Genomic DNA, 24,741 nt, shown 5'->3' on the forward strand with positions numbered 1-24,741 from the left:
GATGAAGCCCGCCTACGCCAGCTATCCCAGCCTCGCCGGTCGCGCGGTATTGATCACCGGTGGCGCCAGCGGCATCGGCGCCGCCTTCGTCGAGCACTTCGCGCGCCAGGGTGCGCGGGTGGCGTTCCTGGACGTCGATGCCACTTCGGCACAACAACTGCTCGATGGCCTGGGCGAGGTGAATCACACGCCGATCTTCATCGCCTGCGACCTCACCGACCTGGATGCGCTGAAGGGCGCGATCGAGCAGGCACGTTCGCACATCGGCCCAATTGCGGTGCTGATCAACAACGCCGCGAATGACGTGCGGCACGATTTCGCCGCCACCACCGCGGCCGACTTCGAGCGCAGCGTGGCGGTAAACCTGCGCCACCAGTATTTCGCCACGCAGGCGGTGGTCGAGGACATGAAATCGCTGGGCGGTGGCTCGGTGATCTGCCTGGGCTCCACCGGCTGGATGATCAAGAACGCGGGCTATCCGATGTACACGATGGCCAAGGCCGCCATTCACGGCCTGGTGGCAGGGCTGGCCCGCGAACTGGGCCAGCACCACATCCGCATCAACTGCCTGGTGCCCGGCTGGGTGATCACCGAGAAGCAGCAGCGGTTGTGGCTGGACGCCGAGGGCGAAGCCGACATCGCCCGCAATCAATGCCTGCCCGGCCATGTGATGGCCGAAGACCTGGCCCGCGGCGCGCTGTTCCTGGCGGCCGACGACAGCCGTATGCTGACCGCCAAGGATCTGATCATCGACGGAGGCTGGACATGAGCAACGCGGCACAACCCGTCGTCGAGGCGGCCAACCGGCTGGGTGAGGGCGTGCAGTGGTGCCCGCGCACGCAGGCGCTGTACTGGACCGACATCCTCGCCTCGACGCTGTGGCGCTACACGCCGCATGACGGGGCCACGCGCCAATGGGCGATGCCCGAGCGGCTGGCTTCGTTCGCGCTGTGCGAGGCCGATGGCTGGCTGCTGTTGGGACTTGCCTCGCGGCTGGCGTTTTTCAACCTCGACAGCGGCGAATTGCAACCCATCGCCGAGGTGGAAGGCGATCTGCCCACCCGCCTCAACGACGCCGTCTGCGACCGCCAAGGCAGGTTCGTCTTCGGCACCATGCACGAACCCGAAGGCAATGCGCCGAAACAGGCCATCGGCGGCTTCTACCGGTTGAACACCGACCTGTCGCTGGAACGCCTGCCGCTGCCGTCGGTGGCGATCAGCAACAGTCTGGCCTTCAGCCCCGACGGCACCACGATGTATTTCTGCGACTCGCCCACCCAGCGCATCCAGTGCTGCGATTACGCGGCCGATGGAAGCCTGGGTGCCCCGCGCACCTTCGTCGACCTGGCTGGCATCGAAGGCGATCCCGACGGTTCCACGGTGGATGCTGAGGGTGGTTTGTGGAATGCGCAATGGGGCATGTCGCGCGTGGTGCGCTACCGCGCCGATGGCCGCGAAGACACCATCGTGCCGCTACCCGCACGACAGCCGACGCGGCCGGCACTGGGTGGTGCGGCGCTGGACACGCTGTACATCACCAGCGCCCGCGACGGCCTGTCCGCCGCTACGGTGCGCGATGAACCTCGCAACGGCGCGCTGTTCGCCACACCTGCTCCTGCGGGCGTGCGCGGCCTCGCCGAGGCCCGCTTCGGCGGCAACCCTTCGCTCAGGTGAGCGGCTCGAACTGAGTCGTGCCAAACCCGGCGCGTATCGTTCGTGCCGGGTTTTGGCGAAACAGCCGTCTAGAGGGCTGCTTTGCGCAGCGCCACTGCTTCGGCCCAGCGCGCGGCCACCTTTGGCGAGGTCATGCAGACGGTGGCGTCGGTCACCGTGGTCACTGCACGCTCCAGCAGCTGGATATCGGCCTCGTGCTGGCGCGCCACGTGCGGGTCCTCGAAGAAGATCGCGCGCTGGCAGCGGCGTTCCAGCACCAGGTCGGCGATCTGCGCGTCACCACCCATCGGGCCGCTCTGGTAGCGCTGCACCCACAGCTTGTCCTGCGGCCAGCCGCGGCTCCAGGCCAGTTCGTTGAGCCGCTGGCCGGTGGTGCCGGTGGCCACGCGGGCGGCGAAGCGCGACAGCAGGTCGAAGTGTTCGGCGGCAAAGGCCAGCATCTGCGGCTTCATCGCATCATGGGCGATCAGCGCCAGCGTATGCGTCTCCAGCGCATGCAGGTCGCTGGCGCCGGGGTCCGGCGCGAAACCGGCGTGGATGCGCTCGATCTCCACCCAGTCGCGCGCCGACGCCACCGTCGAAATGAACGGCTTCTGGTGGATCACGCACTGGCGCTTCAACGCGATCGCCTCGGGGAAGATCGAGGACGGGTCGACCGGATCGATCAGGTAGATCGCACCATCCAGCGCGCGCTCCGATTCCTGCAGGCCGACGACCTCCGCCACCAGCTTCATCAAGCCGCCATCGCGGCCATAGGGATAGCGGCGCAACGCCGGATAGTTGTTGAGCCAGCCGGCGCGGACGATGGCGTCGCAGGTTCGGCCCACCGCGTGCAGGCCCAGTTCCAGCTCGCGGATACCCGGCTCGCAGGCACGCAGCCAGCGAAACAACGCCGCATCGTCGTGACCGTGGTGGCGTTGGTTGGCAGCCAGGCCCATGCGCATAGTGCTCTCCTTGAACATGCATCGATTGAGTTGCGTCGATCCATCGGCCAGCGCCGGGCGCCGCGCCATGAACATCTCGACAGACGGGAAGCTTAACCAACCTGCGTGACAATCGGCACGCCATGGCCGCTCGCTCCCATCGGCCGGCTCGGTGATAATCATCCGATGCCCAGTCCCGCCCGTTTCCTTCGCCTGCCCGCCTGCCTGGTAATCGCCGCGGTGCTGTTCGGCGCAGCGCCCACGCTCGCCGCCAGCCCGCAGAGCAGCACGGAGCAGGCCGCCGCCCGCAAGAAGCTGGCCGACGTGCACAACAAGATGCAGGCCCTGGCCAAGCAGCAATCGGAAACCGCCGCGCGGCGCGAGCAGCTCAATGCGGAACTCGCCAAGCAGGCCACGGCGCTGGCCGTCGCCGCCCGCGCCCTGCGCCAGACCGAGGCCGAGCAGGCGGCCAAGCAGCAACAGCTCGACGACCTGCAGCAACAACGCAGCGCGCTGCAGGAAAAACTGTCGGGGCAGCGCGCCGCCATTGCCGCGCTGCTGCGCGCCACCTACACCCTGGGCCGGGGCTCCGACCTGCGCCTGCTGCTGGGCGACGAGGATGTGGGCCGGATCTCGCGGGCGCTGGTCTACTCCACCTATTTCCAGCGTGACCGGGTCGAGCGCGTGCGCCTGCTGATGACCGACCTGGCCCGCCTGCAGCAGGTCGAAACCACCATTACCGCCGAGCAGCAGGCCTTGCAGGCGGTACGCGAAAAGCGCGAGGAACAGGCGCAAGCACTGAAAAAGCAGCGCGCCGCGCAGCAAAAACTCGCCCGCGAGGCCGACGCCACCTACCAGGACCAGGCGCAGCGGCTGGCTGCGCTGAAAGAGAACGCGCAGGCCTTGAACACATTGGTCGACAAGTTGCAGAAGGCCATCGACGAAGCGGCCCGCAAGGCCCGCCAGGCGGCGGCGCGCGAGGCGGCGAAACAGAAACGGACCGGCCACAAGGCGCCGCCGGTGGAAGTGGGCAATGCCGGCGCCAATATCCGCGGCAACCTGCCGTGGCCGGCGGCCGGCGACGTGCACAGCTACGGCAACGGCGTGCTGATTCGCGCCAGCGGCGGCAGCGAGATTCACGCCGTGGCGCGTGGCCGGGTGATCTACGCGGGCTTCCTGCGCGGTTACGGCATGCTGTTGATCCTCAACCACGGCGACGGCTGGATGAGCATGTACGGCAACAACGAAACCCTGCTGCACGGCGTGGGCGACGCGATCGAAGCGGGCCAGGCCATCGGCACCGCCAGCGCACCCACCGGCGTCAACACCGGCGTGTATTTCGAGCTGCGGCACAACAGCAAACCGGTCGATCCGCGCAGTTGGCTGAGCAAGCACCGTTGACGCCGAAGGCGTGGCGCCGCAGGCTGGCCCGAACCGCGTCCCCGGCGACGCACCCCGTTTTCCTGGAGTCTTGCGTCATGCGTGTTTTCCTTCGCGGATCCCTCGCCGGCCTGGCCGGCCTGCTGCTGGCCGCACCGCTGCTGGCGCAGACAGCTGCACCGGCGGCCGCCCGCAGCGCCGCCGCCCCGATCGACCTGCCGGCCACCGCCAGCTCCGCCTCCGGGCCGAATGAGGATGCGATCGACCTGGACGACGTGCGGCGCTTCAGCCGCGTGTACGAGGTGGTGCGCCAGGCCTACGTGGAGAAGGTCGACAACAAGACGCTGATGAATGCGGCGATCAGCGGCATGCTCAGCCAGCTCGATCCGCACAGCGCCTACCTCGACAAGGAAGGCCTGCAACAGCTCAGCGAGGACACCACCGGCCAGTACAGCGGGCTCGGCATCGAGGTGTTGCAGACCGACGGCGGCCTGCACATCGTCACCCCGATCGACGACACGCCCGCCGCGCGCGCCGGCATCCAGCCGGGCGACGACATCGTGAAGATCAACGGCACCGCCATCGCCCCGCAGAATGTCGATGAGATGTTCAAGCAGCTGCGTGGCGACCCCGGCAGCAAGATCAGCCTGACCATCGTGCACGCCAACAGCGACAAGCCGATCGACCTGGATCTGGTGCGCGAGAACATCTCCATCGCCAGCGTCAAGACGCGCCAGCTGGAGCCGGGCTATGCCTATATCCGGCTGACCCAGTTCCAGAGCGACACCGCCGCCGACCTGGAAAAGAAGCTGCCCGAACTGCTGCAGAAAACCGGCCCGCTGAAGGGCGCGGTGCTGGACCTGCGCAACAACCCCGGCGGCCTGCTGACCGCCGCTGTCTCGGTCAGCGACGACCTGCTCGATTCGGGCGTGATCGTCACCACCCGCGGCCGCCTGCCCGACGCCAACCTGCGCTTCGCCGCGCACCCGGGCGACCTGCTCGACGGCGCGCCGCTGGTGGTGCTGGTCAACAACGGCACCGCCTCGGCCGCCGAGATCGTTTCCGGCGCATTGAAGGACAACCACCGCGCGCTGATCATCGGCCAGCGCACCTTCGGCAAGGGCGTGGTGCAAACCGTGCTGCCGCTGGACGCCGACCACGCGGTGAAGATCACCACCGCGCGCTACTACACGCCCAACGGCACCTCGATCCAGGCCAAGGGCATCACGCCCGACATCGTGCTGGCCGACCTGGCGGTGCGCAAAGCCGATCGCGCCACCGGCCCGGTGAACTTCGAGTCCGACCTGCCCCATCACCTGGCCAACGAAAAAGCGGTGACCTCCCATGGCGACAGCGCCGACGAGGGGGCCAAGCTGGCCACGCAGGATTTCGCGCTGTCGCAGGCGCTGAACGTGCTCAAGGGCATGTCGCTCAACCGTGCGGCGGTCAAGCCGGCGCGGTGAAGTTCACGCGTCGGGCGACGCCGCCTCGCGCGGCTTTACCAGCCAACCCACCGCCAGCACGCCCAGCTCGTACAGCAGGCACATCGGGATCGCCAGCATGATCATCGAGGTGATGTCCGGCGGCGTGATGAACGCGGAGATGGCAAACGCGCCGACCACCGCATAGCGACGGCCGCTGCGCAGTTGCTTCACGTCGACCACGCCGACGGCGGCCAGGATCACCACCCCCACCGGCACCTCGAAGCACAGCCCGAACGCGAAGAACATCAGCATCACGAAATCGAGGTAATGGGAGATGTCGGTCATCATCTCCACGCCTTGCGGCGTCACCGCCGTGAGAAAGCGGAACGCGGCCGGCAGCACCAGGAAATAGGCAAAGGCGCAGCCCAGATAGAACAGCCCCATCGCCGCCACCAGCAGCGGCCGCGCCAGGCGCTTCTCGTGCTTGTACAGGCCCGGGCTGACGAACGCCCACAGCTGGTAGAGGATCATCGGCATGCCGATGAACAGCGCCGCGTAAAAAGCCAGTTTCAGCGGCGTCACGAACGGGCTGGCGACTTCGGTGGCGATCAGGTGCGCCCCCTCCGGCAACCGGGCCACCAGCGGCGCGGCCAGCTCGGTGTAGAGGCGGTTCGCGAAGGGGATCAGCACCAGCAGGATCACCACCACCGCCGCCACCGCCTTGAGCAGGCGCGAGCGCAGTTCGATCAGGTGCGAAAACAGGCCTTGCTGCAGGTCGTCGACGGGATCGTCAGGCGTGGTCATGCGGGGTGATCCCTGTTCGGTTCGGCCGGCGCCGGCGCGCTCAGCGGCAGTTCCGCCTGCACCTGGCTGGACGGATCATCGCCTGCTTCCGTGCCCGTTTCCGCGCCATCCCCGGTCGCCGGGGCCTTGGGGCGCACCATTGCGGCCGCTTCGTCCAGCGCGCCGGCCAGCGGCTCGCGAACCTTTTGCACGCCATCATTCAACTGGCTCTGCAGCGCTTCGGCGCGCGCCGCGGCCTCGCGCGCGGTGCGCTTGATCTCCTCGATCTCGAACTCCCGCTCCACTTCGGCGCGCACGTTGTCCCAGCCGCTGCGTACCCGCCGCAGCAAGGCACCGGCGGTGCGCGCCACGCCGGGCAGCTTCTCCGGGCCGAGCACGATCAATGCAACCAGCGCCAGCAGCACCAGCTTGCCGAAGCTGATCTCGATCATCGCGATGTATCCCGCCGCGCCCGCGCGCGGTTACTTCGATTCGGTGGAATCAGGTTGCTTCTGCTCGGCAGGTTTCGCGACCGGCGGGTCGGCCTGCAGGCGCTGCTCGTCCTTGGGCTTGTCCTCACCCTCCAGGCCCTTCTTGAAGTCGCGCATGGCGCCGCCCAGGTCCGAGCCGATGTTGCGCAGCTTCTTGGTGCCGAAGATCAGCACAACGACGATCAGCAGGATGATGAGATGGGTGATGCTCATGGTTTGACCTCAAAACGGCGACGGACAGCGATGTGCCGGAGCGCGCCGCAGCGCCGACGGCTCATCGCTGAGTGTACTCTTCCAGCCGGTCGCGGAAATCGACCACCGGCGCGGGGATATTGCTCACGCCACCTTCGAAAATGCGCCGCGGCGTGATGCCGGGGCCGTAGATGGCAGCATTCGCATCATAATCGATGCGCAGCGCCGAACCATCCAGTGCCACGCCGGCAAACAGCCCGCGAGTGCGCGAGTAGGAATAGATTTCCGCCTTCAGCTGGCCATCGGTGGCGGCGCTGGCGGTGCGGCCGACGGGGCCGGCGGCGGCCGACGCATCGGCGCCCAGCGTGAACTTGCCGTTGACGATGGAATCGACGCCGCGCTGGGTGCGAAACACCAGGATCACGTCGGTCGACGACACGCCCGCCTGGAAGCCCACGCTGCCGCCGGTCATGGTGATGAAGCTGGGGTTGGACCAGGTGCCGTCGCGGGTCTTCACCGAGATCAGCCCTTCGCCGCGGCGGCCGCCGAAGATGAAGCCGGCCTTGATCATGTCCGGAATCACCGCGATCGCCTTGGCTTCGCGCAGCAGATCGCTGGGGATCGCCTTGTCCGGCGCCTGCATGATTTCGCCCAGGACGCGCACGGCATTGTTGGCACGGACCAACGGCGGATCTTCGGCGTGCACGGCCATGGCGGGCAGCAGCAGGGCAGCGCCGATCACAAGCAGACGATGCAGCGGGATCTTGAACATTGGCTCAGCTCCACGTGGGGTTGGGATGCGGGGCGACGATAGGCGTGCTCACGGCCCGGATGGGCGCTTGTGGCAGACTGCGCGATTGATCGCCTTCGACGCCATCGCCCTCGTCACGATGCCACCCAATTACTATACCGGCCCCACCGGCCATTCCCACACAGCCGACGTTCAGTCCGTTCAGACAGCCGTTTTGCTGGTCAACCTGGGCACGCCGACCGCACCCACCGCACAGGCGGTGCGGCCCTATCTGGCGCAGTTTCTCGGCGACACGCGGGTGATCGATTACCCGCGCTGGCTGTGGTGGCTGATTCTGCACGGGGTCATCCTGCGCATCCGGCCGGCGCGTTCGGCGCATGCCTACGCGCGGATCTGGACCGAGCGCGGCTCGCCGCTGCGCTTCGAAAGCGAGGCGCTGGCGGCGGCACTGCAGGCCAAGCTGGAGCGTGAGCAGCCCGGCACGCTGCGCGTGGCACTGGCGATGCGCTACGGCGAGCCCGCCGTGGCCGATACCATCGCCCAGTTGCATCGCGAAGGTGTACGCCGGCTGCTGGTATTGCCGCTCTATCCGCAATATTCGGCCACGTCCACCGGCTCGGTGATCGATGCCGTGGCCGACGCGATGAAGGCGATGCGCTGGCCGCCCGAGCTGCGCCTGATCAACGATTACCACGACGACGACGCTCACATTGAGGCGCTGGCGCAACGCATCGAGCGCTGGTGGGCCGAGAACGGTCGCGGCGACAAGCTGCTGCTGTCCTTCCACGGCATCCCGGAGCGCTACGTACGGCTGGGCGATCCTTACGCCGACCAGTGCCAGACGACGGCGCGGCTACTGCGCCAGCGGCTGCAACTGGGCGAAGGCGAACTGCTGGTGAGCTTCCAGTCGCGCGTGGGCCGAGAGCGCTGGCTGCATCCCTACACCGACGCCACCGTGCGCCAACTGGCAGCCGACGGCGTGAAGCGCCTCGACGTGGCCTGCCCCGGTTTCGCGGTGGATTGCCTGGAGACACTGGAGGAAATCGCGATGCAGAACCGCGATTTCTTCCTCGCCGCCGGCGGCCAATCGCTGCGCTACATCCCCGCCCTGAACGACAGCCCCGAGCAGATCGACAGCCTGGCCGCGTTGTTGCAGCGCCATCTCCGCGGCTGGCCGGCATCCCGCACCGACGACGGCGCGGCGTGATCGAACCACGCGAACGGCGCATCACGCTGCCGCACCTGACCCTGGCCGCGCAGGTCTGGGGCGACGACACGCTGCCGCCGCTGCTTGCCCTGCATGGCTGGCTCGACAACGCGGGCAGTTATGCACGGCTGGCGCCCCTGCTGGCCACGCGGTTCCAGCTGATCGCGCTGGATCTGCCCGGGCACGGGCACGCCGACCATGTGGCGGCGGGCGCGCAGTATCACTATGCGGATTACGTACGCACCGTGCTGGCCGCCGCCGATGCGCTGGCGCTGGATCGCTACAGTCTGCTGGGGCATTCGCTGGGCGCCGGCATTGCCTCGCTGGTGGCGACAGCCGCGCCGTCGCGGATCGAACGGTTGTGGTTGATCGAAGGGCTGGGACCCCTTGGCGACGATGGCACGCGTACGCTGCAACGCTTTCGCGAGGCGCTGGCGCCGCAGGCCACACGCAAGCCGCTGCGGCTGTTCCGCAGTGTCGAACAGGCGGTCGACGCTCGCAGCATCGCCAGCGGTTTGCGCGGCGACCTGGCGCGACCGATCGTCACGCGCGGCCTCGTCGACGTCGACGGCGGCTGGCGTTGGCGCAGCGATCCGCGCCTGACCCAGCCCAGCGCCACGCGGTTGGCCGAATCGCAAGTGCGTGCCTTGCTGCAAGGCATTGCGTCGCCCACCGCGCTGCTGCTGGCGCGACCGTCGACATCCTACTTGCCGGCCGCCTTGATGCAGGCGCGCATCGACTGTGTCGAGGACATCGCCGTCAGCCATATGGATGGTGGCCACCATCTCCATCTGGAACATCCCGCCGCCGTGGCGACCTGGATCAAGGCCGCGGACGAACCCGCGCGTTAGCATCGATCACGATCGCCAGCGCACCTGAAGGTGTCGCGGCATTCGACCGCGCATCGACACCCGGGCTGCAAGGATGCAGCGACTGGCACCCGCCATCGCCGAAGGAGCCCCCATGCCAAACCGTCCGACCGATGATCCGGACACCCACGCGAACTGGCCGCATGTGCTGATCCTGGGCGGCGGTTTTGGCGGGCTCGCCGTGGCGCGGCGGCTGGCCGGCGCGCCGGTGCGGATGACGCTGGTGGACCGGCGCAACCATCACCTGTTCCAGCCGCTGCTGTACCAGGTGGCAACCGCCAGCCTGGCGGCACCGGCCATTGCCGCGCCCTTGCGACAGATCCTGCGCCGCCAGCGGGACCTCACCGTGCTGCTCGACGACGTCATCGGCGTGGACACGTCGGCACGCGAGGTACGGCTGGCGCACGGCACCCTGCATTACGACATGCTGGTGGTGGCGACCGGATCGACGCATGCCTATTTCGGCCACGACGAATGGGCGCCCTTCGCACCGGCGCTGAAGACACTCGACGATGCCTTCCTGATCCGCCGCCGCGTGCTGCTGGCCTTCGAGCACGCCGAGCGCGAAAACGATCCGGCGCGGCGTCAGGCCTGGCTGAATTTCTTGGTCGTGGGCGGCGGCTCCACCGGCGTCGAACTGGCGGGCACGCTGGCCGAACTGGCGCGACGCACCCTGCCGCGCGATTTCCGCCGCAGCGATCCGCGCCGCGCCAGCGTGCGGTTGATCGAGGCCGGGCCGCGTCTGCTGCCCGCGTTCGATCCGCTGTTGTCGGAACGCGCCCGCCGCCAGCTGGAACGCCTGGGCGTGGCCGTGCATACCGGCACGGCGGTGACCCACATCGATGCGCAAGGCGTGAACCTGGGCGATCAACGACTGCCGGCGCGCACCGTGTTGTGGGCTGCTGGCGTGGCGGCCTCACCACTGGGTCGCATGCTGGGAGCGCCGCTGGATCGCGCCGGCCGGGTACAGGTTCGCCCCGATCTCAGCCTGCCGATGCATCCGGAGGTATTCGTCATCGGTGACCTGGCGGACGTGCAGCAACCAAACGGCAAACCAGTGCCGGGCGTGGCGCCGGCGGCCAAGCAGATGGGTGAATACGTGGGCGCGGCTATCCGCGCGCGACTCGACGGGAAGGACAGCCCCACGCCGTTCCGCTATCGCGACGCCGGTTCGCTGGCCACCATAGGCCGCATGGCGGCAGTGGCCCAGTTTGGCCGTCTGAAACTGTCGGGCTTTCCCGCGTGGGCGGTGTGGCTGCTGGCGCACATCTACTTTCTGATCGGCTTCCGCAACCGACTGGTGGTGATGCTGGACTGGGCATGGGCGTACTGGACCCACGAACGCCACGCCCGCATCGTCAGCGGGCAGGACGAAACGGACGAAACGGAAAATCGCTGATCGTTTCGGCCACCGATCCCTCCGCGTTGCCCGCCAACGCAAACGGCCCCTTGCGGGGCCGTCGGTCAGTGCGTTTCGAGCCGCTCAGGCTTCGGCGAACAGCCCGCGCATCTTCTTCATCGCGTTGGCCTCGACCTGACGGATGCGCTCGGCGGACACGCCGTATTCGTCGGCCAGATCCTGCAGCGTGGCCTTGTTGTCGTCGTCCAGCCAGCGACGCTGGATGATGTCGCGCGAGCGGGCATCCAGTTGCACCAGCGCGTCGGACAAGGCCTGCAGACGGTTGTCGCTGGCATCGGCATCGGACACGTTTTCGTACGGATCGGCACCGTCGTCGACCAGGAACGCGGCCGGGGCAGGCTTGGCATCCTCGTCGTCGCTCACCGGTTCGAAACCGATGTCACGGCCGGACAGACGCGATTCCATCTCGCGCACCGTCGCCTCGGGCACGCCCAGATCATTCGCCACCGTGCGCACTTCGGCGGCATTCATCCAGCCCAGCCGCTTCTTGCTCTTGCGCAGGTTGAAGAACAGCTTGCGCTGCGCCTTGGTGGTGGCGACCTTCACGATGCGCCAGTTCTTGAGGATGAACTCGTGCATTTCGGCGCGAATCCAGTGCACCGCGAAGCTGACCAGGCGCACGCCCTGGTCGGGGTCGAAGCGCTTGACCGCCTTCATCAGGCCGATATTGCCTTCCTGGATCAGGTCGGCCAGCTGCAGGCCGTAGCCGCTGTAGCCGCGGGCCACGTGCACCACGAAGCGCAGGTGCGACATCACCAGTTTCTTGGCCGCATCGAGATTGGCGTCCTCGAGGTAGTCGCGCGAGAGCGACTGCTCCTCTTCGGAGCTCAGTACCGGGATGCGATGCACGGCGGAAATATAGGCATCCAGACTTCCGACCACGCTTGGCAGCGGGAAGTTGGCGGTTACCAAGGCTTGAGACATGGTTGGAACCTCCAGAATGGCAACAAAGTTTAGCACTCGGTGGGTTCGAGTGCTAAGTCCGGACATTGGTTCCGGGCCTTTAATGAACTATATGGTACATATATTGGCGGGCGTTGTCCATCACCCTTCTCTTCGTCGCCAGTCTGGTCAGAGTTACGTTCAGAACGCGTCATGCCCAGGTGTCCGTTTCCTGCACCGACGCCAGCCAAGGACGCCAGGCGCGCTTGACAGCGCGCAACCGGGGCCACCATCCTGCCGGCCATTCCGAGGGGTGCCCCGAGAGGGGCTGAGATAGCGCGAGCTGACCCTTGAACCTGATCCGGGTAATACCGGCGTAGGAACGGGAATCACCACCATGGGCGGCCGGCTGCGGCGCGCCCGTGCGCCGTTGCAGCGTCGTGTCCCGGATCTCCATCGAAGGAGGAGATCCATGAATCATCCCGCTGTCGCTGCACCCCTCAAGGTTACGACCGGGCCGATCGGCGGTTCGCGCAAGGTCTACGTGTCGCCGCCCGCGCATTCTTCGTTGCGGGTGCCGGTGCGCGAGATCGCGTTGAACGATCCGCTCTCGCCCGCGCTGCACGTCTACGATTCGTCCGGCCCGTATACCGACGAGGCGGTGCAGATCGACCTGGCTGCGGGCCTGCCGCCGGTACGCGATGCGTGGATCGCGGCGCGCGGCCTTCCGATCACCGAAGGGCGCACCACTCGTCCGGAAGACAACGGCGGCGTCGGCCCGGACCGGCTGGTAGCACCCTGCCCCGCGCACCGCACATTGCGACGGGGCGAAGCGGGCCAGCCCGTGACCCAGCTGGAATTTGCCCGCGCCGGCATCATCACCGAGGAAATGATCTACGCCGCCCAGCGCGAGAACCTGGGCCGCACGCAGATGCATGAAGACGCGTCCGCCCGGCTGGCCGACGGCGAAGCGTTCGGTGCGGCCCTGCCCGCCTTCGTCACGCCCGAGTTCGTGCGCAGCGAGATCGCGCTGGGGCGCGCCATCATCCCGGCCAACATCAACCACGGCGAGCTGGAGCCGATGGTGATCGGGCGCAACTTCCTGGTGAAGGTCAACGCCAACATCGGCAACTCGGCGGTGTCCTCCGGCGTGGCCGAGGAGGTCGAGAAGCTGGTGTGGGCGATCCGCTGGGGCGCGGACACCATCATGGATCTCTCCACCGGCCGCAACATCCACAACATCCGCTCGTGGATCATCCGCAACGCGCCGGTGCCGATCGGCACCGTGCCGATCTACCAGGCGCTGGAAAAAGTCGGTGGCGATCCCGCGCGGCTGACGTGGGAAGTCTTTCGCGACACCCTGATCGAGCAGGCCGAGCAGGGCGTGGACTATTTCACCATCCATGCCGGCGTGCGCCTGCACCACGTGCCGCTGACCGCGCAGCGGGTCACCGGCATCGTGTCGCGTGGCGGTTCGATCATGGCGCGCTGGTGCCTCAGCCATCACTGCGAGAGTTTCCTGTACGAAAACTTCGCCGAAATCTGCGACATCATGCGCCGCTACGACGTGGCCTTCTCGCTGGGCGACGGCCTGCGCCCCGGCTCGATCGCCGACGCCAACGACGCGGCCCAGTTCGGCGAACTGGAAACCCTGGGCGAGCTGACCCGGATCGCCTGGGCGCACGGCTGCCAGGTGATGATCGAAGGGCCCGGCCACGTGCCGATGCACAAGATCAAGCTCAACATGGACAAGCAGCTGGAGCACTGCGCCGAGGCGCCGTTCTACACGCTGGGCCCGCTGACCACCGACATCGCGCCGGGTTACGACCACATCACCTCGGGCATCGGCGCGGCGATGATCGGCTGGTTCGGCACCGCAATGCTCTGCTACGTCACGCCGAAGGAACACCTCGGCCTGCCCGACCGCGACGACGTCAAGACCGGCGTGATCACCTACAAGATCGCCGCCCACGCCGCCGATCTCGCCAAGGGCCATCCCGCCGCCCAGCACCGCGACAACGCACTGTCGCGCGCGCGCTTCGAATTCCGCTGGGAGGACCAGTTCAATCTCTCACTCGATCCCGACACGGCGCGCGCCTACCACGACGCCACGCTGCCGAAGGAGGCGCACAAGGTGGCGCATTTCTGCTCGATGTGCGGGCCGAAATTCTGCTCGATGAAGATCACCCAGGACCTGCGCCGCGAGGTGCGCGAGATGGAAGCCTCCACGGTCCGCGCGGGCATGGATGCGAAGTCGCGCGAGTTCGCCGCGCAGGGCGCCACGCTCTACGTGCCGGCTGCAGAATGAGCGCCATGCGTGTCACCGTCATCGGCGCGGGCGTGGCCGGCATGGTCACGGCCATCGAACTGGCCAGCCGCGGCGCCCGGGTGGAGATCGTGGAACGCGGCGCCGGCCCGGGCGCGCAGGCCTGCGCGTGGTTTGCCGGCGGCATGCTGGCGCCGTGGTGCGAACAGGCCACCGCCGAACCGCAGGTGGCGGCGTTGGGCGCCGCTTCCATCGCGTGGTGGCAACGTCATTTCGCCGATACCGTGCAGCGCGGCACGCTGGTGGTCGCCGCCAGCCGCGATGCCGGCGAACTGGAGTTGTTCGGCCGCCGCACCGACCGGTTCGAAGCAGCCGACGCCGCGCTCATCGGCGCGCTCGAACCGGACCTGGCCGGACGGTTTCACCGAGGCCTGTTCTTTCCCGACGAGGCGCACCTGGACCCGCGCCGCGCGCTGCAGGCGTTGACGGCGCAACTGGATGCGATGGGCGTGGCGATCCGCTACGGCGTGGACGCCGATGTCGAACGGGTGGTGGCCGATCGCGTGATCGATTGCCGCGGCATCGCCGCACGCGACACGCTGGAGGACCTGCGCGGCGTGCGCGGCGAAATGATCATGTTGCGCGCACCGGACATCCATCTCACCCGTCCCGTGCGGCTGCTGCATCCGCGCTTCGGGGTGTATGTGATCCCCCGCGGCCAGGGCGTTTTCATGCTCGGCGGCACCTTGCTGGAAAGCAGCAGCCACGGCCCGGTCACCGTGCGTTCGGCGATGGATCTGCTCAACGCCGCCTACACGCTGCACCCGGCGTTTGCCGAGGCGCAGATCCTGGAACTGGGCGTGGGCGTGCGTCCCGCCTTTCCCGACAACCTGCCGCGGGTGTCCCGTCGCGGCAACGTCATCCACGTCAACGGCCTCTATCGCCACGGCTTCCTGCTTTCGCCTGCGATGGCGCAGCAGGCCGCGCAGATGGCGCTGGCCAACATCCCGGAGGCAAGCGCATGCATCTCCTCGTGAACGGCGCCGCGCACGACGTGCGCGCCACCACCTTGTCGCAGGCGCTAGATGCGCTCGGTTACCGGCAGGCCATCGTGGCCACGGCGCTCAACGGCGTGTTCGTGCCCGCCGACCGACGAGAAACCACCACGCTGGCCGACGGCGATGCGCTGGAAATCCTCGCGCCGATGCAGGGAGGCTGAGCCATGCAGCTTTATGGCATCGAACTGGCATCGCGCCTGCTGCTGGGCAGCGCCCGCTACCCGTCGCCGGCGATGCTTGCCGATGCGGTGCGCGCCTCGGGCACCGAGGTGGTCACCGTGTCGCTGCGGCGCGAATCGGGCGGACAGCGCAGCGGGCAGGGATTCTGGTCGCTGATCCGCGACCTGGGCGTGCACGTGCTGCCGAACACGGCCGGCTGCCATTCGGCGAAGGAGGCGGTGACCACCGCACGGATGGCGCGCGACATCTTCCAGACGCCGTGGATCAAGCTGGAAGTGATCGGCGACGCCGACACGCTGCAGCCGGACGTGTTCGGCCTGGTCGCGGCAGCGGCCGAGTTGTGCGCCGATGGCTTCGAGGTATTTCCGTACACCACCGAAGACCAGGTCGTGGCCGACCGGCTGCTGCAGGCCGGCTGTCGCGTGCTGATGCCGTGGGGCGCGCCGATCGGCAGCGGGCGCGGGCTGAACAACACTTTCGGCCTGCGCACCTTGCGCGCGCACTTTCCCGACGTGCCGCTGATCATCGACGCCGGCATCGGCCGGCCATCGCACGCGGTGGAGGCGATGGAGCTGGGTTTCGACGGCGTGCTGCTGAACACCGCGGTGGCGCTGGCGGGCGATCCGGTGGCGATGGCCGCGGCGTTCGCCCGCGCGATCGAGGCGGGCCGCGCGGGCTTCGAGGCGCAACCGATGGCACCGCGCGATCTCGCCGAACCCTCCACGCCGGTCACGGGCAAGGCGTGGCTGGCGTGATCACCCTGCCCCCGTTCTACCCCATCGTGGACAGCGCCGAGTGGGTGGGCCGGCTGGCGCCGCTCGGCATCGAGCTGGTGCAGTTGCGGCTCAAGGCGCAGCCAGCGGAGGTGATCCGTCGCGAGGTTCACGCCGCGCTGGCGGTCTGTCGCTGGCAGGGGGTGCAACTGGTGGTCAACGACCATTGGCAGATCGCGCTGGACGAAGGCGCCGACTTCATCCACCTCGGCCAGCAGGACTTGCTCGACGCGGACCTGAAGGCAATCCGCGGGCGCGGCATGCGGCTGGGCATCAGCACGCACGACCATGCCGAACTGGATCGCGCACTGGCCGCGTCACCCGACTACGTGGCGCTGGGGCCGATCTATGCCACCACGCGCAAGCAGATGCCGTGGGCGCCGCAAGGCCTGCCGCGCGTCGCCGAGTGGAAGCGGCTGATCGGCGATCGACCACTGGTGGCGATCGGCGGCATCACGCTGGAACGCGCCGCCGGCTGTTTCGATGCGGGCGCCGACAGCATCGCCACCATCGGCGACGTGACCGGCCACACCGACCCGCTGGCACGCGCGGCCGCGTGGCTCACCGCGACGGCGGCGCACCCGTGAGCGACCGTTACGCGCGCCAGGTCGTGCTGCCCCACGTCGGCAAAGCAGGCCAGGCGCGGCTGGCGGCGGCGCATGTGCTGGTGATCGGTGCGGGCGGCCTGGGCTGTCCCGTGCTGCAGTATCTGGCGGGCGCCGGCATTGGTCGGATCACCGTGATCGATCACGATTACGTCGAGGAGAGCAACCTGCATCGGCAGCCGCTGTATGCGATGTCTGATATCGGTTCGTTCAAGGCGCAGGCGGCGCGCGCCGCCCTGCTGCGGCTCAACCCGACCATCACCGTGGAAGCGCTGGCGCAACGGCTGACCCCGGCCAACGCGGCAGCGCTGGTGGCCGGCGTCGATGTCGTCGTCGACGCGGCCGACAGCCTCGCTGTCACCTACACCGTGAGCGACGCCAGCCTGCAACTTGGCAGGCCGCTGATCAGCGCGTCCGCCGTGGGCCTGGCCGGTTATGTCGGTGGCTTTTGCGGCGGCGCGCCCAGCTATCGCGCCGTATTTCCCGACATGCCCACGCGCGCGGCCAGTTGCAGCAGCGCCGGCGTGCTGGGCAGCATGGTCGGCATGATCGGCAGCCTGCAGGCGCAATGCGTGTTGCAACTGCTGCTGGACATCGCGCCGTCGCCGCTGGGTCGACTGCTGAGTTTCGACGCGGGCCGCCTGGCGTTCGGCGGCTTCGACTTCCACGGGGCGAGCGAACCCGAGGACGACGTGTTGCGCTTCATCGACGTTGGCGACGTGGCGCGGGGCGATCTTGTGATCGACCTGCGCAGCCAGGACGAAGCCCCAATATCACCACTGGCAACGGCCCTGCGTTTCACCCCAGAACACATCGACGCTTTCATCGACGCCCATCCACCCGCCGACCGCCGCGTGGTGCTGTGCTGTCACAGCGGCGTGCGCGCATGGCGCGTCGGTCGGCAATTGCAGTCGCGCGGCTACGCCAATCTGGCCTTGGCGACGCTCGCGGGGATACCGGCATGACGCAGGTATTGTCCATCGCCGGCTCCGACTCCTGCGGCGGCGCCGGCCTGCAGGCGGACCTGAAAACGTTCGCGGCCTTCGGCGTCGACGGCGCCACCGTGGTGACCGCCGTCACCGCCCAGAACACCGCGGGCGTGCGCGCCATCGAGACCATGTCCGCGGTGATGGTGCAGGCGCAGATGGACGCGGTATTCGAGGAGCTGGCCATCGACGCCGTGAAGCTGGGCATGCTGGCCAACGCGGACATCGTGGCCACTGTCGCACAGCAACTCGAACGCCGGCGGCCACCGTTCGTGGTGCTCGATCCGGTGCTGCTCGCCACCTCGGGGGCGCAACTGCTGGAAGCCGCGGCGGTGGATCTGGTGCGTACGCGCCTGTTGCCGCTGGCCGATTGCCTCACCCCCAATCTCGCCGAGGCCGCTGCGCTGCTGGATACGTCGCAAGCAACAGACGAGGCGGAGATGGCACGGCAAGGGCAGGCGCTGCTCTTGCTGGGACCTCGATCGGTGTTGATGAAAGGCGGCCACGCCGCCCTGCCCGAAGCGGTCGATCTCCTCGTCACCGCGCACGGCACGCAGCGTTTTGCCGCGCCGTGGGTGGTCACCACCCGGCTGCACGGAACCGGGTGCATGCTCGCGGCCGGCATTGCAGCGGGGCTGGCAAAAGCATGCCCACTGCACAAAGCCATTGATCGTTCCCGACGCCACCTGCGCCAGGTGCTGATCCAGCGGGCGCGCGGCTGACCGCCTGACGTCTGCTGCACCGCGCGTTTCCCCGCCAATCGGCGCCCGATACAATGATTTGCGCATCGAACGCGCCCTTCCCTTCACTGCGTCCAGGCGGCACCCCGTGATCCTTTGCGTACCCAACGTGTTGACGGCCGACGAGCTCGGCACCCTTCGCAGCGAACTGCGCGACGCGTCGTTCACCGACGGCGCGCGCACCGCGGGCTGGTCGGCGCGGGAGGTAAAGAAGAACCTGCAGGCCAGCGACGACAACCCGAATCAGGAGCGTTTGCGCGACATGGTGCGCAACGCCTTCATGCGCAATGGCATGCTGCAGACGGCGTTGCTGCCGTCGGCATCGACGCTGCCGCTGTTCAACCGCTACGACATCGGCATGGAGTACGGGCAACACGTCGACGCGCCGGTGATGGGCGGCATGGGCAATGCGGTGCGCACCGACGTGGCCATCACGCTGTTCATTTCCGAGCCGACGAGTTACGACGGCGGCGAGCTGATGATCGATTCCGGCGGCATGGAGTACGCGTTCAAGCTCGACGCGGGTGCCGCCATCGCCTACCCCGCCAATTCGCTGCATCACGTGACCCCGGTGACGCGCGGCAGTCGCCATGCGGCGATCATCTGGGTGCAAAGCCTGGTGCGCGACCCGGCCCGGCGCGAATTGCTGTGGGATCTGGAAAACGCCAAGCGGCAGCTCTTCGGCCGCGAAGGGAAGAGCGTCACCTTCGACACGGTCAGCCGATCCCACGCCAACCTGCTGCGCATGTGGGCGGACGTCTAGGACGCGAAACCCGGCGCGGTTTTCACATCGCGGCCCGCGGCGGCAGCGACCAGTCGATCGGCGCCTGACCGCGGCTTTCCAGATACCGGTTGGCCGCCGAGAAATGGCCACAACCCAGAAAGCCTCGATGGGCCGACAACGGCGAGGGGTGCACCGAGGTCAGCACGCAATGGCGGTTGCGGTCGATCAGGCTGCCCTTGCGCTGCGCATAGGCGCCCCATAGCAGGAACACCAGGCCCTCGCGCTCGTGATTGAGTGCGGCGATGGCCGCGTCGGTGAAGCCTTCCCAGCCCTTGCCCTGGTGCGCGCCGGCGCGGCCTTCTTCCACCGTCAGCACGCTGTTGAGCAGCAGCACGCCGCGATCGGCCCAGGGCGTGAGGCAGCCGTGATCGGGGCGCGCGATATCCAGGTCGCGCTGGATTTCCTTGAAGATGTTGTCCAGCGAGGGCGGCACCCGCACGCCCACCGGCACGGAGAAGCACAAACCATGCGCCTGCCCCGGGCCGTGGTACGGGTCCTGCCCCAATATCACTACGCGCACGGCATCGAACGGTGTGTGGTCGAAGGCCGAGAAAATCGCCGGGCCGGGCGGGTAGATGCGTTTGCCCTCCGCCTTCTCCGCCCGCAGGAACGCCGCCAGTGCCTGCATCTCGGGGCGTCGCAGATAGTCCTCCAGCCGCGCCTTCCACGAGGCTTCCAGCCGGATCGGGGCGTCACTCATCGCCGGCCGCTTCACGCAAATGGCGGGCCACCCGCAGCTGGAACAACAGCTTGGTCACCAGCAGTTTTTCCTCCACCGGTTTCTCCACCAGGTCGTTGGCGCCGGCCTTGATCAGCGCCGCCTGGTTGACCGGGTTCTCGTCGCCGGTCATCACCAGCACCGGCAGCCGGCCCTTGCCGTAACCGTATTCGGTACGGATGCGCTCGAGCAGGTCGCCGCCGGTCAGCTCGCCCTTCAGGCTGACGTCGGTCAGCACCACGTCCGCACCGATCCGCCCCTGCGCGCGGGCGGTTTCCAGCAGCACCAGCGCGTCTTCCACGCTGATCACGTGACGCACGGTGAGGCCGTATTTCTCGAGCATGCGACGGGTGGCCAGCGCCACCACGCGGCTGTCTTCCACGTACAGCACGGTGCCCTCGACGCTGCTTTCGGGCCGTACGTAGCCGCGGATGAACTCGGCCAGCGCCTGGAAACCCAGGGACTTGTCGAAGTAGTCGGTGACGTGTTCGCCCAGCTCGCGGCGGTGCAGGCGCGAATCCACGTCGCCGGAAACCACCACGATGGGTACATAGAATTGCGGCGCCGACTCGCGCACGAATTGCGCCAGCTCCAGCCCGTCCATGTCGGGCAGGCGCAGCGCGATGGTGATGAAATCGAACACGCCCACGCCCAGCAGTTGCTGCGCCTCGTTGCCGCTGCCGCAGCCGACGATCTCGACGCCCGGCAATTCCGCCTGCAGTACCCGGGTGATCAACTGCCGCACCACCCGCGAGCCGTCAACCACCAGCACCCGCGGCGCGGTGGTCAGCAAGCGGTTGCTGATCGCCTGGGGTACTTCCTGGTTGTCCACTCCATTCATGACGATCCCGATTCACGTCGCGGCACGACCCTGTCTGCCACCATACTTTACCGACACCGGGCGGGGTGTCGGCGCAAGTCACAAGTTCAGGCGGCCTTGCGCAATTGCCACGCGCTGACCAGTCGCGCGCCCAGCCAGCCCAGCGCGGCGGCAGCCAGCGGCACGGCCAGCAGCAGCCAGGTGGGAAGGCCGGCCACTTGCAGTTTGCCGTCATAGGTCTGGCTCAACTGCGCCACCGGCGCGGCCAGGCCCAGCTCGATCACCACCGCCAGCGCGGCGGCGAAAATACCGCTGAACAAGCCGTACCAGATGCCGGCGTACAGATAAGGACGGCGCACGAACGCATCGCTGGCGCCCACCAGCAGCAGCACGCCGATTTCCTCGCTGCGGCTGGCGATGTCCACCCGCACCGTGTTGCCCACCACCAGCAGCGCCGCCGCGGCCAGCATCAACGCCAGCATCAGCACCACGCGGTTGCCCACATCGAGCAGCGCCTCCAGCCGTTTGCGCCAGCTGTCGCTGTCCTGCACCAGCTCGACCCCGCGCATCGCGCGCACGTCGGCCACCAGCGTCTCGACGGCGGCGGCACTGACGTCGGTTCGCGGCTGCAGTTGCACCACATAAGGCAACGGGTTGTCATCCAGCAATTCCAGCGCGCCGGAGAAGCCCTGCATCTTCGCCAGCTCTTCCATCCCTTGCTGCGGGCTTTTCACGGCGACGGACGCCACCTCCGGCCGATTGCCCAGCTGCGTGGCCAGCAACTGCGTGGCCTGGCCACTCTGCCCGGTTTGCATGAAAACACTGATCGCCTGGCTCTGGCCCATGGCGTCGCCCAGCTTCTGCACGTTGCCCAGCAGCAGGTAGAACGCCAGCGGCAAGGCCAGCGCCAGGCCCATCACGGCAATGGTCAGCAGGCTGCCCAGCGGGCGCGTGGCCAACCGGCGCAGGCTGGCCGCGGCGCTCCAGCCGTGGTGTTCCTGCCAGCTGGCGAATCGCTGTGGCCGCGGCGTCTGCGCCGACGGCCCGTTGTGCCCCGAGGGGGATTCCGGCGACGCGTTCACAGCACCTCCTGCGCGGCAAGGTCGGCCACCAGCCGGCCGTGATCGAGCACGATCACGCGTTTGCGCATGCGCTTGATCAAGGGCAGGTCATGGCTGGCGATCAGCACGGTGGTACCCACCTGCTGGAATTCGGCGAACAGCCCCATGATTTCCACCGCCAGCTGCGGATCGAGATTGCCGGTGGGTTCGTCGGCGATCAGCAAGGTGGGCCGCGCCACGATGGCGCGGGCGATGCCCACGCGCTGCTGCTCGCCGGTGGACAAGGTGGCTGGCAACTGCCGCTCGTAGGCCAGCAGGCCCACTTTCTCCAGCGCGGCGCGCACGCGGCGTGCACGTTCGGGCCGCGCCACGCCACCGATCATCAGCGGCAGTTCGACGTTGGCGAATACCGTGCGCTCCATCAGCAGCCGGTGATCCTGGAACACCATGCCGATCCGGCGACGCAACTTGGGAATGCCGCCCCGGCGCACCCGGGCCAGGTTCTGGCCATCCAGGGTGATCACGCCGTGCGAGGGGCGCTCGATCAGGCCCAGCAATTTCAGCAGCGTGCTCTTGCCGGCGCCGGAGTGGCCGGTGACGAAGGCCATCTCGCCGGTAGGCACCTCGAAGGACAACTGCGAGAGCGCCTCGTGGCCGCCTTCGTAGCGTTTGCTCACTTGCTCGAATTGGATCACCGGTTTCCCCGCACCTGCATGGCCTGCCAGCGACAAGGATAAGGGAAGCGCATGCGAAGTGGCGGACTCCGACAGCGGCGGCGACCGATCCCGGCCGCCGCACGCGGGGGCCGATCAGCGGCCGGTCAGCAACCGCGTCAGGCGGCTGAGCAAACCGGGCTTTTTCGCCGGGGCGTTGTCGCGCGCCTTGCCCGCCGTCACCGCCACCTGCCGAGAGGGCCGATGGTAGGCAACCGCTTCGGCCGGCGCGGCGTTCGACTCGCGCGCGGGACGATCGGCACGCGGTGCGCGCTCGGCGCCCGCCTGGGCCACCGATGAGCCGCCGGCATCCGCGGCGACTCCGTCACGACGGCGGTTGCGGCCACCACGACGGCGGCGCGGCTTGCGCGGCGCGTCACCACTGGCGTCGGCGCCTGCCTCGGTGGCGTGCACCGGTACCGGAATCGGCTGCGCGGCGGCCACCTCGGCGCTGGCATCGGCGGCGGGAGCCGGCCGCGGCTTGCGCGGCGGGCGCGGGCCGGAGCGATCCGACCCGCGTTCACCACCGTGACCACTGCGACTGCCGGAGCGGCGCGGCTTCTCGCCCGGCCGCGGCGGCACCACGTCGCCGAACGCGGCGCTGTCGGCAGCAGCATTGGCGGCGAATTCGGCATCGATGGCACGCGGTTTGGGCATCACCAGCAACTCGGCATCCATGTGCGCCACCGGAATGCTCTGGCCGATGTACGCCTCGATATCCGGCAGGCTCATCGCATACAGGTCGCAGGCGAAACTGATCGCGTCGCCCTCGGCACCGAGCCGCGCGGTGCGGCCGATGCGATGCACGTAATCCTCGGCCTCGTGCGGCAGGTCGTAGTTGAATACGTGGCTGACCGCCGGGATGTGCAGGCCGCGCGCGGCCACGTCGGTGGCCACCAGGATGTCGAGCTGACCGTCCTGGAAACGCTGCAGCAGCTTTTGCCGCTTCAGCTGCGGCACGTCGCCGGAGATCGCGCCCACGCGGCAGCCGTGGCGCTTCACCCGCTCGGTGACGCGCTCGGCGGCGGCCTTGGTGTTGACGAAGATGATGCTGCGGGTGGGCTGGTGCTTGTCGATCAGGTTCAGCAGCAGCGGCATCTTTTCTTCCTTGGCCGGGAAGTAGACCAGCTGGCGCACCTTGTCGGCGGTGACGTTGTCGCTTTCCACCACCAGCTTCTCGGCCTCATGCATGTGCTCGTAGGCCAGCTCCAGCACGCGGTGGCTCAGCGTGGCGGAGAACAACAGCACCTGGCGCTGCTCACGCGGCGGCAGCTTGCGGAAGATGAAGCGCACGTCCTTGATGAAGCCGAGATCGAACATGCGATCGGCCTCGTCGATCACCATCACCTCGACGCTGTTGAGGTTGAAAACCCCCTGCTTGTGGTAATCGAGCATGCGGCCGGGCGTGGCGATGATGATGTCGCAGCCGTCTTTCAGCTGCTGGCGCTGCTTCTCGTAATCGACGCCGCCGTAGATCAGGGCGATCTTCAGGCCGGTGTGACGGCCGATGGCCTGGGCGTCCTTGTCGATCTGGATGGCCAGCTCGCGGGTGGGCGCGATGATCAGCGACCGCGGGTCGGCATCCTTGCGCTCGGCCACGGCTGGCGTGGTCAGCAGGCGGTTCATCAGCGCCACCAGGAAGGCGCAGGTCTTGCCGGTGCCGGTCTGTGCCTGGCCCGCGACATCCTTGCCGGACAGCGCCAGCGGCAGGGTCATTTCCTGGATCGGCGTGCAGCGGGTGAAACCGCTGTCGTCCAGGCCCTGCTGCAGCAGCGGGTGAAGATCGAAGTTGGTGAAAAAGGTGTCGGTGAGTACGGTTTGGGACATATGCGGATGGTTGACCTGGCCAGACGGCGGCGTGAAGCGCTGCACCCGCTTGATGCCGGATGTCGGCGCAGGGCGGTGCAGGACGGGATGCGCGGGTGAAGCGAGCGACCCAGCGCCAGGCCCGACGGGCCGCGCCGCAACGGGCGGCACCGGAGGTTGTCGGCTCCCTGGCTGGCGGCCTTCGCAGGCCGCCCTTGAATCGTGCCCGGAGTTG

Annotated in this window: 26 protein-coding genes and 1 riboswitch; of the genes, 15 read left to right on the forward strand and 11 right to left on the reverse strand. The window is 68.0% G+C overall.

Annotation, left to right across the window (positions count from 1 at the left end; translation table 11 throughout):
• Nucleotide 1 precedes the first annotated feature (1 nt).
• Together ASD68_RS10275 and ASD68_RS10280 are read left to right on the forward strand one after the other, a co-directional pair.
• Nucleotides 2-769: an SDR family oxidoreductase gene (locus ASD68_RS10275; RefSeq protein WP_082546031.1), complete on the forward strand. Its 768-nt coding sequence runs from the start codon at nucleotides 2-4 to the stop codon at nucleotides 767-769.
• A complete protein-coding gene (locus tag ASD68_RS10280) occupies nucleotides 766-1,674 on the forward strand; it encodes an SMP-30/gluconolactonase/LRE family protein (RefSeq protein ID WP_056606384.1) in 909 nt (302 codons plus the stop codon). The genes ASD68_RS10275 and ASD68_RS10280 overlap by 4 nt, the downstream gene beginning before the upstream one ends.
• A 68-nt stretch (nucleotides 1,675-1,742) precedes the next feature.
• Here the strand turns inward: ASD68_RS10280 and ASD68_RS10285 are convergent, their stop codons facing one another.
• Nucleotides 1,743-2,618: a methylglyoxal synthase gene (locus ASD68_RS10285; protein WP_056607480.1), complete on the reverse strand. Its 876-nt coding sequence runs from the start codon at nucleotides 2,616-2,618 to the stop codon at nucleotides 1,743-1,745.
• A gap of 165 nt (nucleotides 2,619-2,783) precedes the next feature.
• Between ASD68_RS10285 and ASD68_RS10290 the strand changes: the two genes are divergently transcribed.
• Nucleotides 2,784-3,998, forward strand: a complete 1,215-nt coding sequence (locus tag ASD68_RS10290) for a peptidoglycan DD-metalloendopeptidase family protein (protein ID WP_056606387.1) — start codon at nucleotides 2,784-2,786, stop codon at nucleotides 3,996-3,998.
• A gap of 77 nt (nucleotides 3,999-4,075) precedes the next feature.
• A complete protein-coding gene (locus ASD68_RS10295) occupies nucleotides 4,076-5,440 on the forward strand; it encodes a S41 family peptidase (RefSeq protein WP_056606391.1) in 1,365 nt (454 codons plus the stop codon).
• A gap of 3 nt (nucleotides 5,441-5,443) precedes the next feature.
• Here ASD68_RS10295 and tatC read toward each other — a convergent pair whose 3' ends face one another.
• The 4 genes from tatC to ASD68_RS10315 all read right to left on the reverse strand — a co-directional run bounded on the left by tatC (nucleotide 5,444) and on the right by ASD68_RS10315 (nucleotide 7,639).
• On the reverse strand, nucleotides 5,444-6,205 hold the full coding sequence (gene tatC, locus ASD68_RS10300; protein ID WP_056082614.1) for a twin-arginine translocase subunit TatC: 762 nt from the start codon (nucleotides 6,203-6,205) through the stop codon (nucleotides 5,444-5,446).
• Nucleotides 6,202-6,636, reverse strand: a complete 435-nt coding sequence (tatB, locus tag ASD68_RS10305) for a Sec-independent protein translocase protein TatB (protein WP_056606394.1) — start codon at nucleotides 6,634-6,636, stop codon at nucleotides 6,202-6,204. Before tatB ends, tatC begins: the two co-directional genes overlap by 4 nt.
• A 30-nt stretch (nucleotides 6,637-6,666) precedes the next feature.
• Nucleotides 6,667-6,888: a Sec-independent protein translocase subunit TatA gene (tatA, locus tag ASD68_RS10310; RefSeq protein WP_056606398.1), complete on the reverse strand. Its 222-nt coding sequence runs from the start codon at nucleotides 6,886-6,888 to the stop codon at nucleotides 6,667-6,669.
• A gap of 61 nt (nucleotides 6,889-6,949) precedes the next feature.
• Nucleotides 6,950-7,639 (reverse strand): lipid-binding SYLF domain-containing protein, encoded by a 690-nt coding sequence (locus tag ASD68_RS10315; RefSeq protein ID WP_056082623.1) that lies wholly within the window; start codon nucleotides 7,637-7,639, stop codon nucleotides 6,950-6,952.
• Nucleotides 7,640-7,757: 118 nt separating this feature from the next.
• Here ASD68_RS10315 and hemH point away from each other — a divergent pair, with 118 nt between their 5' ends.
• The 3 genes from hemH to ASD68_RS10330 all read left to right on the forward strand — a co-directional run bounded on the left by hemH (nucleotide 7,758) and on the right by ASD68_RS10330 (nucleotide 11,093).
• Nucleotides 7,758-8,825 carry a ferrochelatase gene (hemH, locus tag ASD68_RS10320; protein ID WP_056607482.1) on the forward strand — a complete coding sequence of 356 codons (1,068 nt, stop codon included), beginning with the start codon at nucleotides 7,758-7,760 and terminating at the stop codon, nucleotides 8,823-8,825.
• Nucleotides 8,822-9,676 carry an alpha/beta fold hydrolase gene (locus ASD68_RS10325; protein WP_056606401.1) on the forward strand — a complete coding sequence of 285 codons (855 nt, stop codon included), beginning with the start codon at nucleotides 8,822-8,824 and terminating at the stop codon, nucleotides 9,674-9,676. Before hemH ends, ASD68_RS10325 begins: the two co-directional genes overlap by 4 nt.
• 112 nt (nucleotides 9,677-9,788) lie before the next feature.
• Complete coding sequence (locus ASD68_RS10330; protein WP_056607484.1) at nucleotides 9,789-11,093, forward strand: NAD(P)/FAD-dependent oxidoreductase; 1,305 nt, start codon at nucleotides 9,789-9,791, stop codon at nucleotides 11,091-11,093.
• A gap of 84 nt (nucleotides 11,094-11,177) precedes the next feature.
• Here ASD68_RS10330 and rpoH read toward each other — a convergent pair whose 3' ends face one another.
• Nucleotides 11,178-12,038, reverse strand: a complete 861-nt coding sequence (gene rpoH / locus ASD68_RS10335; RefSeq protein ID WP_056082628.1) for an RNA polymerase sigma factor RpoH — start codon at nucleotides 12,036-12,038, stop codon at nucleotides 11,178-11,180.
• A gap of 257 nt (nucleotides 12,039-12,295) precedes the next feature.
• Nucleotides 12,296-12,396, forward strand: a riboswitch (TPP riboswitch).
• Between the two features lie 72 nt (nucleotides 12,397-12,468).
• Here rpoH and thiC point away from each other — a divergent pair.
• From thiC to ASD68_RS10375, 8 genes are all read left to right on the forward strand, one after another.
• On the forward strand, nucleotides 12,469-14,304 hold the full coding sequence (gene thiC, locus ASD68_RS10340; protein ID WP_056606404.1) for a phosphomethylpyrimidine synthase ThiC: 1,836 nt from the start codon (nucleotides 12,469-12,471) through the stop codon (nucleotides 14,302-14,304).
• 5 nt (nucleotides 14,305-14,309) lie between these two features.
• Nucleotides 14,310-15,299 (forward strand): glycine oxidase ThiO, encoded by a 990-nt coding sequence (gene thiO / locus ASD68_RS10345; protein WP_056606407.1) that lies wholly within the window; start codon nucleotides 14,310-14,312, stop codon nucleotides 15,297-15,299.
• Nucleotides 15,284-15,481: a sulfur carrier protein ThiS gene (gene thiS / locus ASD68_RS10350; protein ID WP_056606411.1), complete on the forward strand. Its 198-nt coding sequence runs from the start codon at nucleotides 15,284-15,286 to the stop codon at nucleotides 15,479-15,481. Before thiO ends, thiS begins: the two co-directional genes overlap by 16 nt.
• A 3-nt stretch (nucleotides 15,482-15,484) precedes the next feature.
• On the forward strand, nucleotides 15,485-16,255 hold the full coding sequence (locus tag ASD68_RS10355) for a thiazole synthase (protein WP_056606414.1): 771 nt from the start codon (nucleotides 15,485-15,487) through the stop codon (nucleotides 16,253-16,255).
• Nucleotides 16,252-16,860, forward strand: a complete 609-nt coding sequence (locus ASD68_RS10360) for a thiamine phosphate synthase (protein WP_082546066.1) — start codon at nucleotides 16,252-16,254, stop codon at nucleotides 16,858-16,860. Before ASD68_RS10355 ends, ASD68_RS10360 begins: the two co-directional genes overlap by 4 nt.
• Nucleotides 16,857-17,843: a HesA/MoeB/ThiF family protein gene (locus ASD68_RS10365; protein ID WP_056607488.1), complete on the forward strand. Its 987-nt coding sequence runs from the start codon at nucleotides 16,857-16,859 to the stop codon at nucleotides 17,841-17,843. The genes ASD68_RS10360 and ASD68_RS10365 overlap by 4 nt, the downstream gene beginning before the upstream one ends.
• Nucleotides 17,840-18,586, forward strand: coding sequence for a bifunctional hydroxymethylpyrimidine kinase/phosphomethylpyrimidine kinase (gene thiD, locus ASD68_RS10370; RefSeq protein WP_056606417.1), 747 nt, complete (start codon nucleotides 17,840-17,842; stop codon nucleotides 18,584-18,586). Before ASD68_RS10365 ends, thiD begins: the two co-directional genes overlap by 4 nt.
• A gap of 106 nt (nucleotides 18,587-18,692) precedes the next feature.
• On the forward strand, nucleotides 18,693-19,367 hold the full coding sequence (locus tag ASD68_RS10375; RefSeq protein ID WP_056606420.1) for a Fe2+-dependent dioxygenase: 675 nt from the start codon (nucleotides 18,693-18,695) through the stop codon (nucleotides 19,365-19,367).
• 22 nt (nucleotides 19,368-19,389) lie between these two features.
• Here the strand turns inward: ASD68_RS10375 and ung are convergent, their stop codons facing one another.
• The 5 genes from ung to ASD68_RS10400 all read right to left on the reverse strand — a co-directional run bounded on the left by ung (nucleotide 19,390) and on the right by ASD68_RS10400 (nucleotide 24,527).
• Nucleotides 19,390-20,088, reverse strand: a complete 699-nt coding sequence (ung, locus tag ASD68_RS10380) for a uracil-DNA glycosylase (protein ID WP_056606423.1) — start codon at nucleotides 20,086-20,088, stop codon at nucleotides 19,390-19,392.
• Complete coding sequence (locus ASD68_RS10385) at nucleotides 20,081-20,947, reverse strand: response regulator (RefSeq protein WP_056606426.1); 867 nt, start codon at nucleotides 20,945-20,947, stop codon at nucleotides 20,081-20,083. The genes ung and ASD68_RS10385 overlap by 8 nt, the downstream gene beginning before the upstream one ends.
• An 86-nt stretch (nucleotides 20,948-21,033) precedes the next feature.
• A complete protein-coding gene (gene ftsX, locus ASD68_RS10390) occupies nucleotides 21,034-22,008 on the reverse strand; it encodes a permease-like cell division protein FtsX (protein ID WP_056606429.1) in 975 nt (324 codons plus the stop codon).
• On the reverse strand, nucleotides 22,005-22,682 hold the full coding sequence (ftsE, locus tag ASD68_RS10395) for a cell division ATP-binding protein FtsE (protein WP_056607490.1): 678 nt from the start codon (nucleotides 22,680-22,682) through the stop codon (nucleotides 22,005-22,007). The genes ftsX and ftsE overlap by 4 nt, the downstream gene beginning before the upstream one ends.
• 114 nt (nucleotides 22,683-22,796) lie before the next feature.
• Complete coding sequence (locus ASD68_RS10400) at nucleotides 22,797-24,527, reverse strand: DEAD/DEAH box helicase (RefSeq protein WP_056606432.1); 1,731 nt, start codon at nucleotides 24,525-24,527, stop codon at nucleotides 22,797-22,799.
• Nucleotides 24,528-24,741: the final 214 nt, after the last annotated feature.

Origin of the sequence: Rhodanobacter sp. Root627 (genome assembly GCF_001427835.1) — a bacterium.
In the GTDB taxonomy this organism is placed as follows: domain Bacteria; phylum Pseudomonadota; class Gammaproteobacteria; order Xanthomonadales; family Rhodanobacteraceae; genus Rhodanobacter; species Rhodanobacter ginsenosidimutans.

Excerpts from the sequence above, each read along its gene's own strand:
- ASD68_RS10275 (WP_082546031.1), top strand. The coding sequence starts at position 2 with ATGAAGCCCGCCTACGCCAGCTATCCCAGCCTCGCCGGTCGCGCGGTA.
- ASD68_RS10280 (WP_056606384.1), top strand. The coding sequence starts at position 766 with ATGAGCAACGCGGCACAACCCGTCGTCGAGGCGGCCAACCGGCTGGGT.
- ASD68_RS10285 (WP_056607480.1), bottom strand. The coding sequence starts at position 2,618 with ATGCGCATGGGCCTGGCTGCCAACCAACGCCACCACGGTCACGACGAT.
- ASD68_RS10290 (WP_056606387.1), top strand. The coding sequence starts at position 2,784 with ATGCCCAGTCCCGCCCGTTTCCTTCGCCTGCCCGCCTGCCTGGTAATC.
- ASD68_RS10295 (WP_056606391.1), top strand. The coding sequence starts at position 4,076 with ATGCGTGTTTTCCTTCGCGGATCCCTCGCCGGCCTGGCCGGCCTGCTG.
- tatC (WP_056082614.1), bottom strand. The coding sequence starts at position 6,205 with ATGACCACGCCTGACGATCCCGTCGACGACCTGCAGCAAGGCCTGTTT.
- tatB (WP_056606394.1), bottom strand. The coding sequence starts at position 6,636 with ATGATCGAGATCAGCTTCGGCAAGCTGGTGCTGCTGGCGCTGGTTGCA.
- tatA (WP_056606398.1), bottom strand. The coding sequence starts at position 6,888 with ATGAGCATCACCCATCTCATCATCCTGCTGATCGTCGTTGTGCTGATC.
- ASD68_RS10315 (WP_056082623.1), bottom strand. The coding sequence starts at position 7,639 with ATGTTCAAGATCCCGCTGCATCGTCTGCTTGTGATCGGCGCTGCCCTG.
- hemH (WP_056607482.1), top strand. The coding sequence starts at position 7,758 with ATGCCACCCAATTACTATACCGGCCCCACCGGCCATTCCCACACAGCC.
- ASD68_RS10330 (WP_056607484.1), top strand. The coding sequence starts at position 9,789 with ATGCCAAACCGTCCGACCGATGATCCGGACACCCACGCGAACTGGCCG.
- rpoH (WP_056082628.1), bottom strand. The coding sequence starts at position 12,038 with ATGTCTCAAGCCTTGGTAACCGCCAACTTCCCGCTGCCAAGCGTGGTC.
- thiC (WP_056606404.1), top strand. The coding sequence starts at position 12,469 with ATGAATCATCCCGCTGTCGCTGCACCCCTCAAGGTTACGACCGGGCCG.
- thiO (WP_056606407.1), top strand. The coding sequence starts at position 14,310 with ATGCGTGTCACCGTCATCGGCGCGGGCGTGGCCGGCATGGTCACGGCC.
- thiS (WP_056606411.1), top strand. The coding sequence starts at position 15,284 with ATGCATCTCCTCGTGAACGGCGCCGCGCACGACGTGCGCGCCACCACC.
- ASD68_RS10355 (WP_056606414.1), top strand. The coding sequence starts at position 15,485 with ATGCAGCTTTATGGCATCGAACTGGCATCGCGCCTGCTGCTGGGCAGC.
- thiD (WP_056606417.1), top strand. The coding sequence starts at position 17,840 with ATGACGCAGGTATTGTCCATCGCCGGCTCCGACTCCTGCGGCGGCGCC.
- ung (WP_056606423.1), bottom strand. The coding sequence starts at position 20,088 with ATGAGTGACGCCCCGATCCGGCTGGAAGCCTCGTGGAAGGCGCGGCTG.
- ASD68_RS10385 (WP_056606426.1), bottom strand. The coding sequence starts at position 20,947 with ATGAATGGAGTGGACAACCAGGAAGTACCCCAGGCGATCAGCAACCGC.
- ASD68_RS10400 (WP_056606432.1), bottom strand. The coding sequence starts at position 24,527 with ATGTCCCAAACCGTACTCACCGACACCTTTTTCACCAACTTCGATCTT.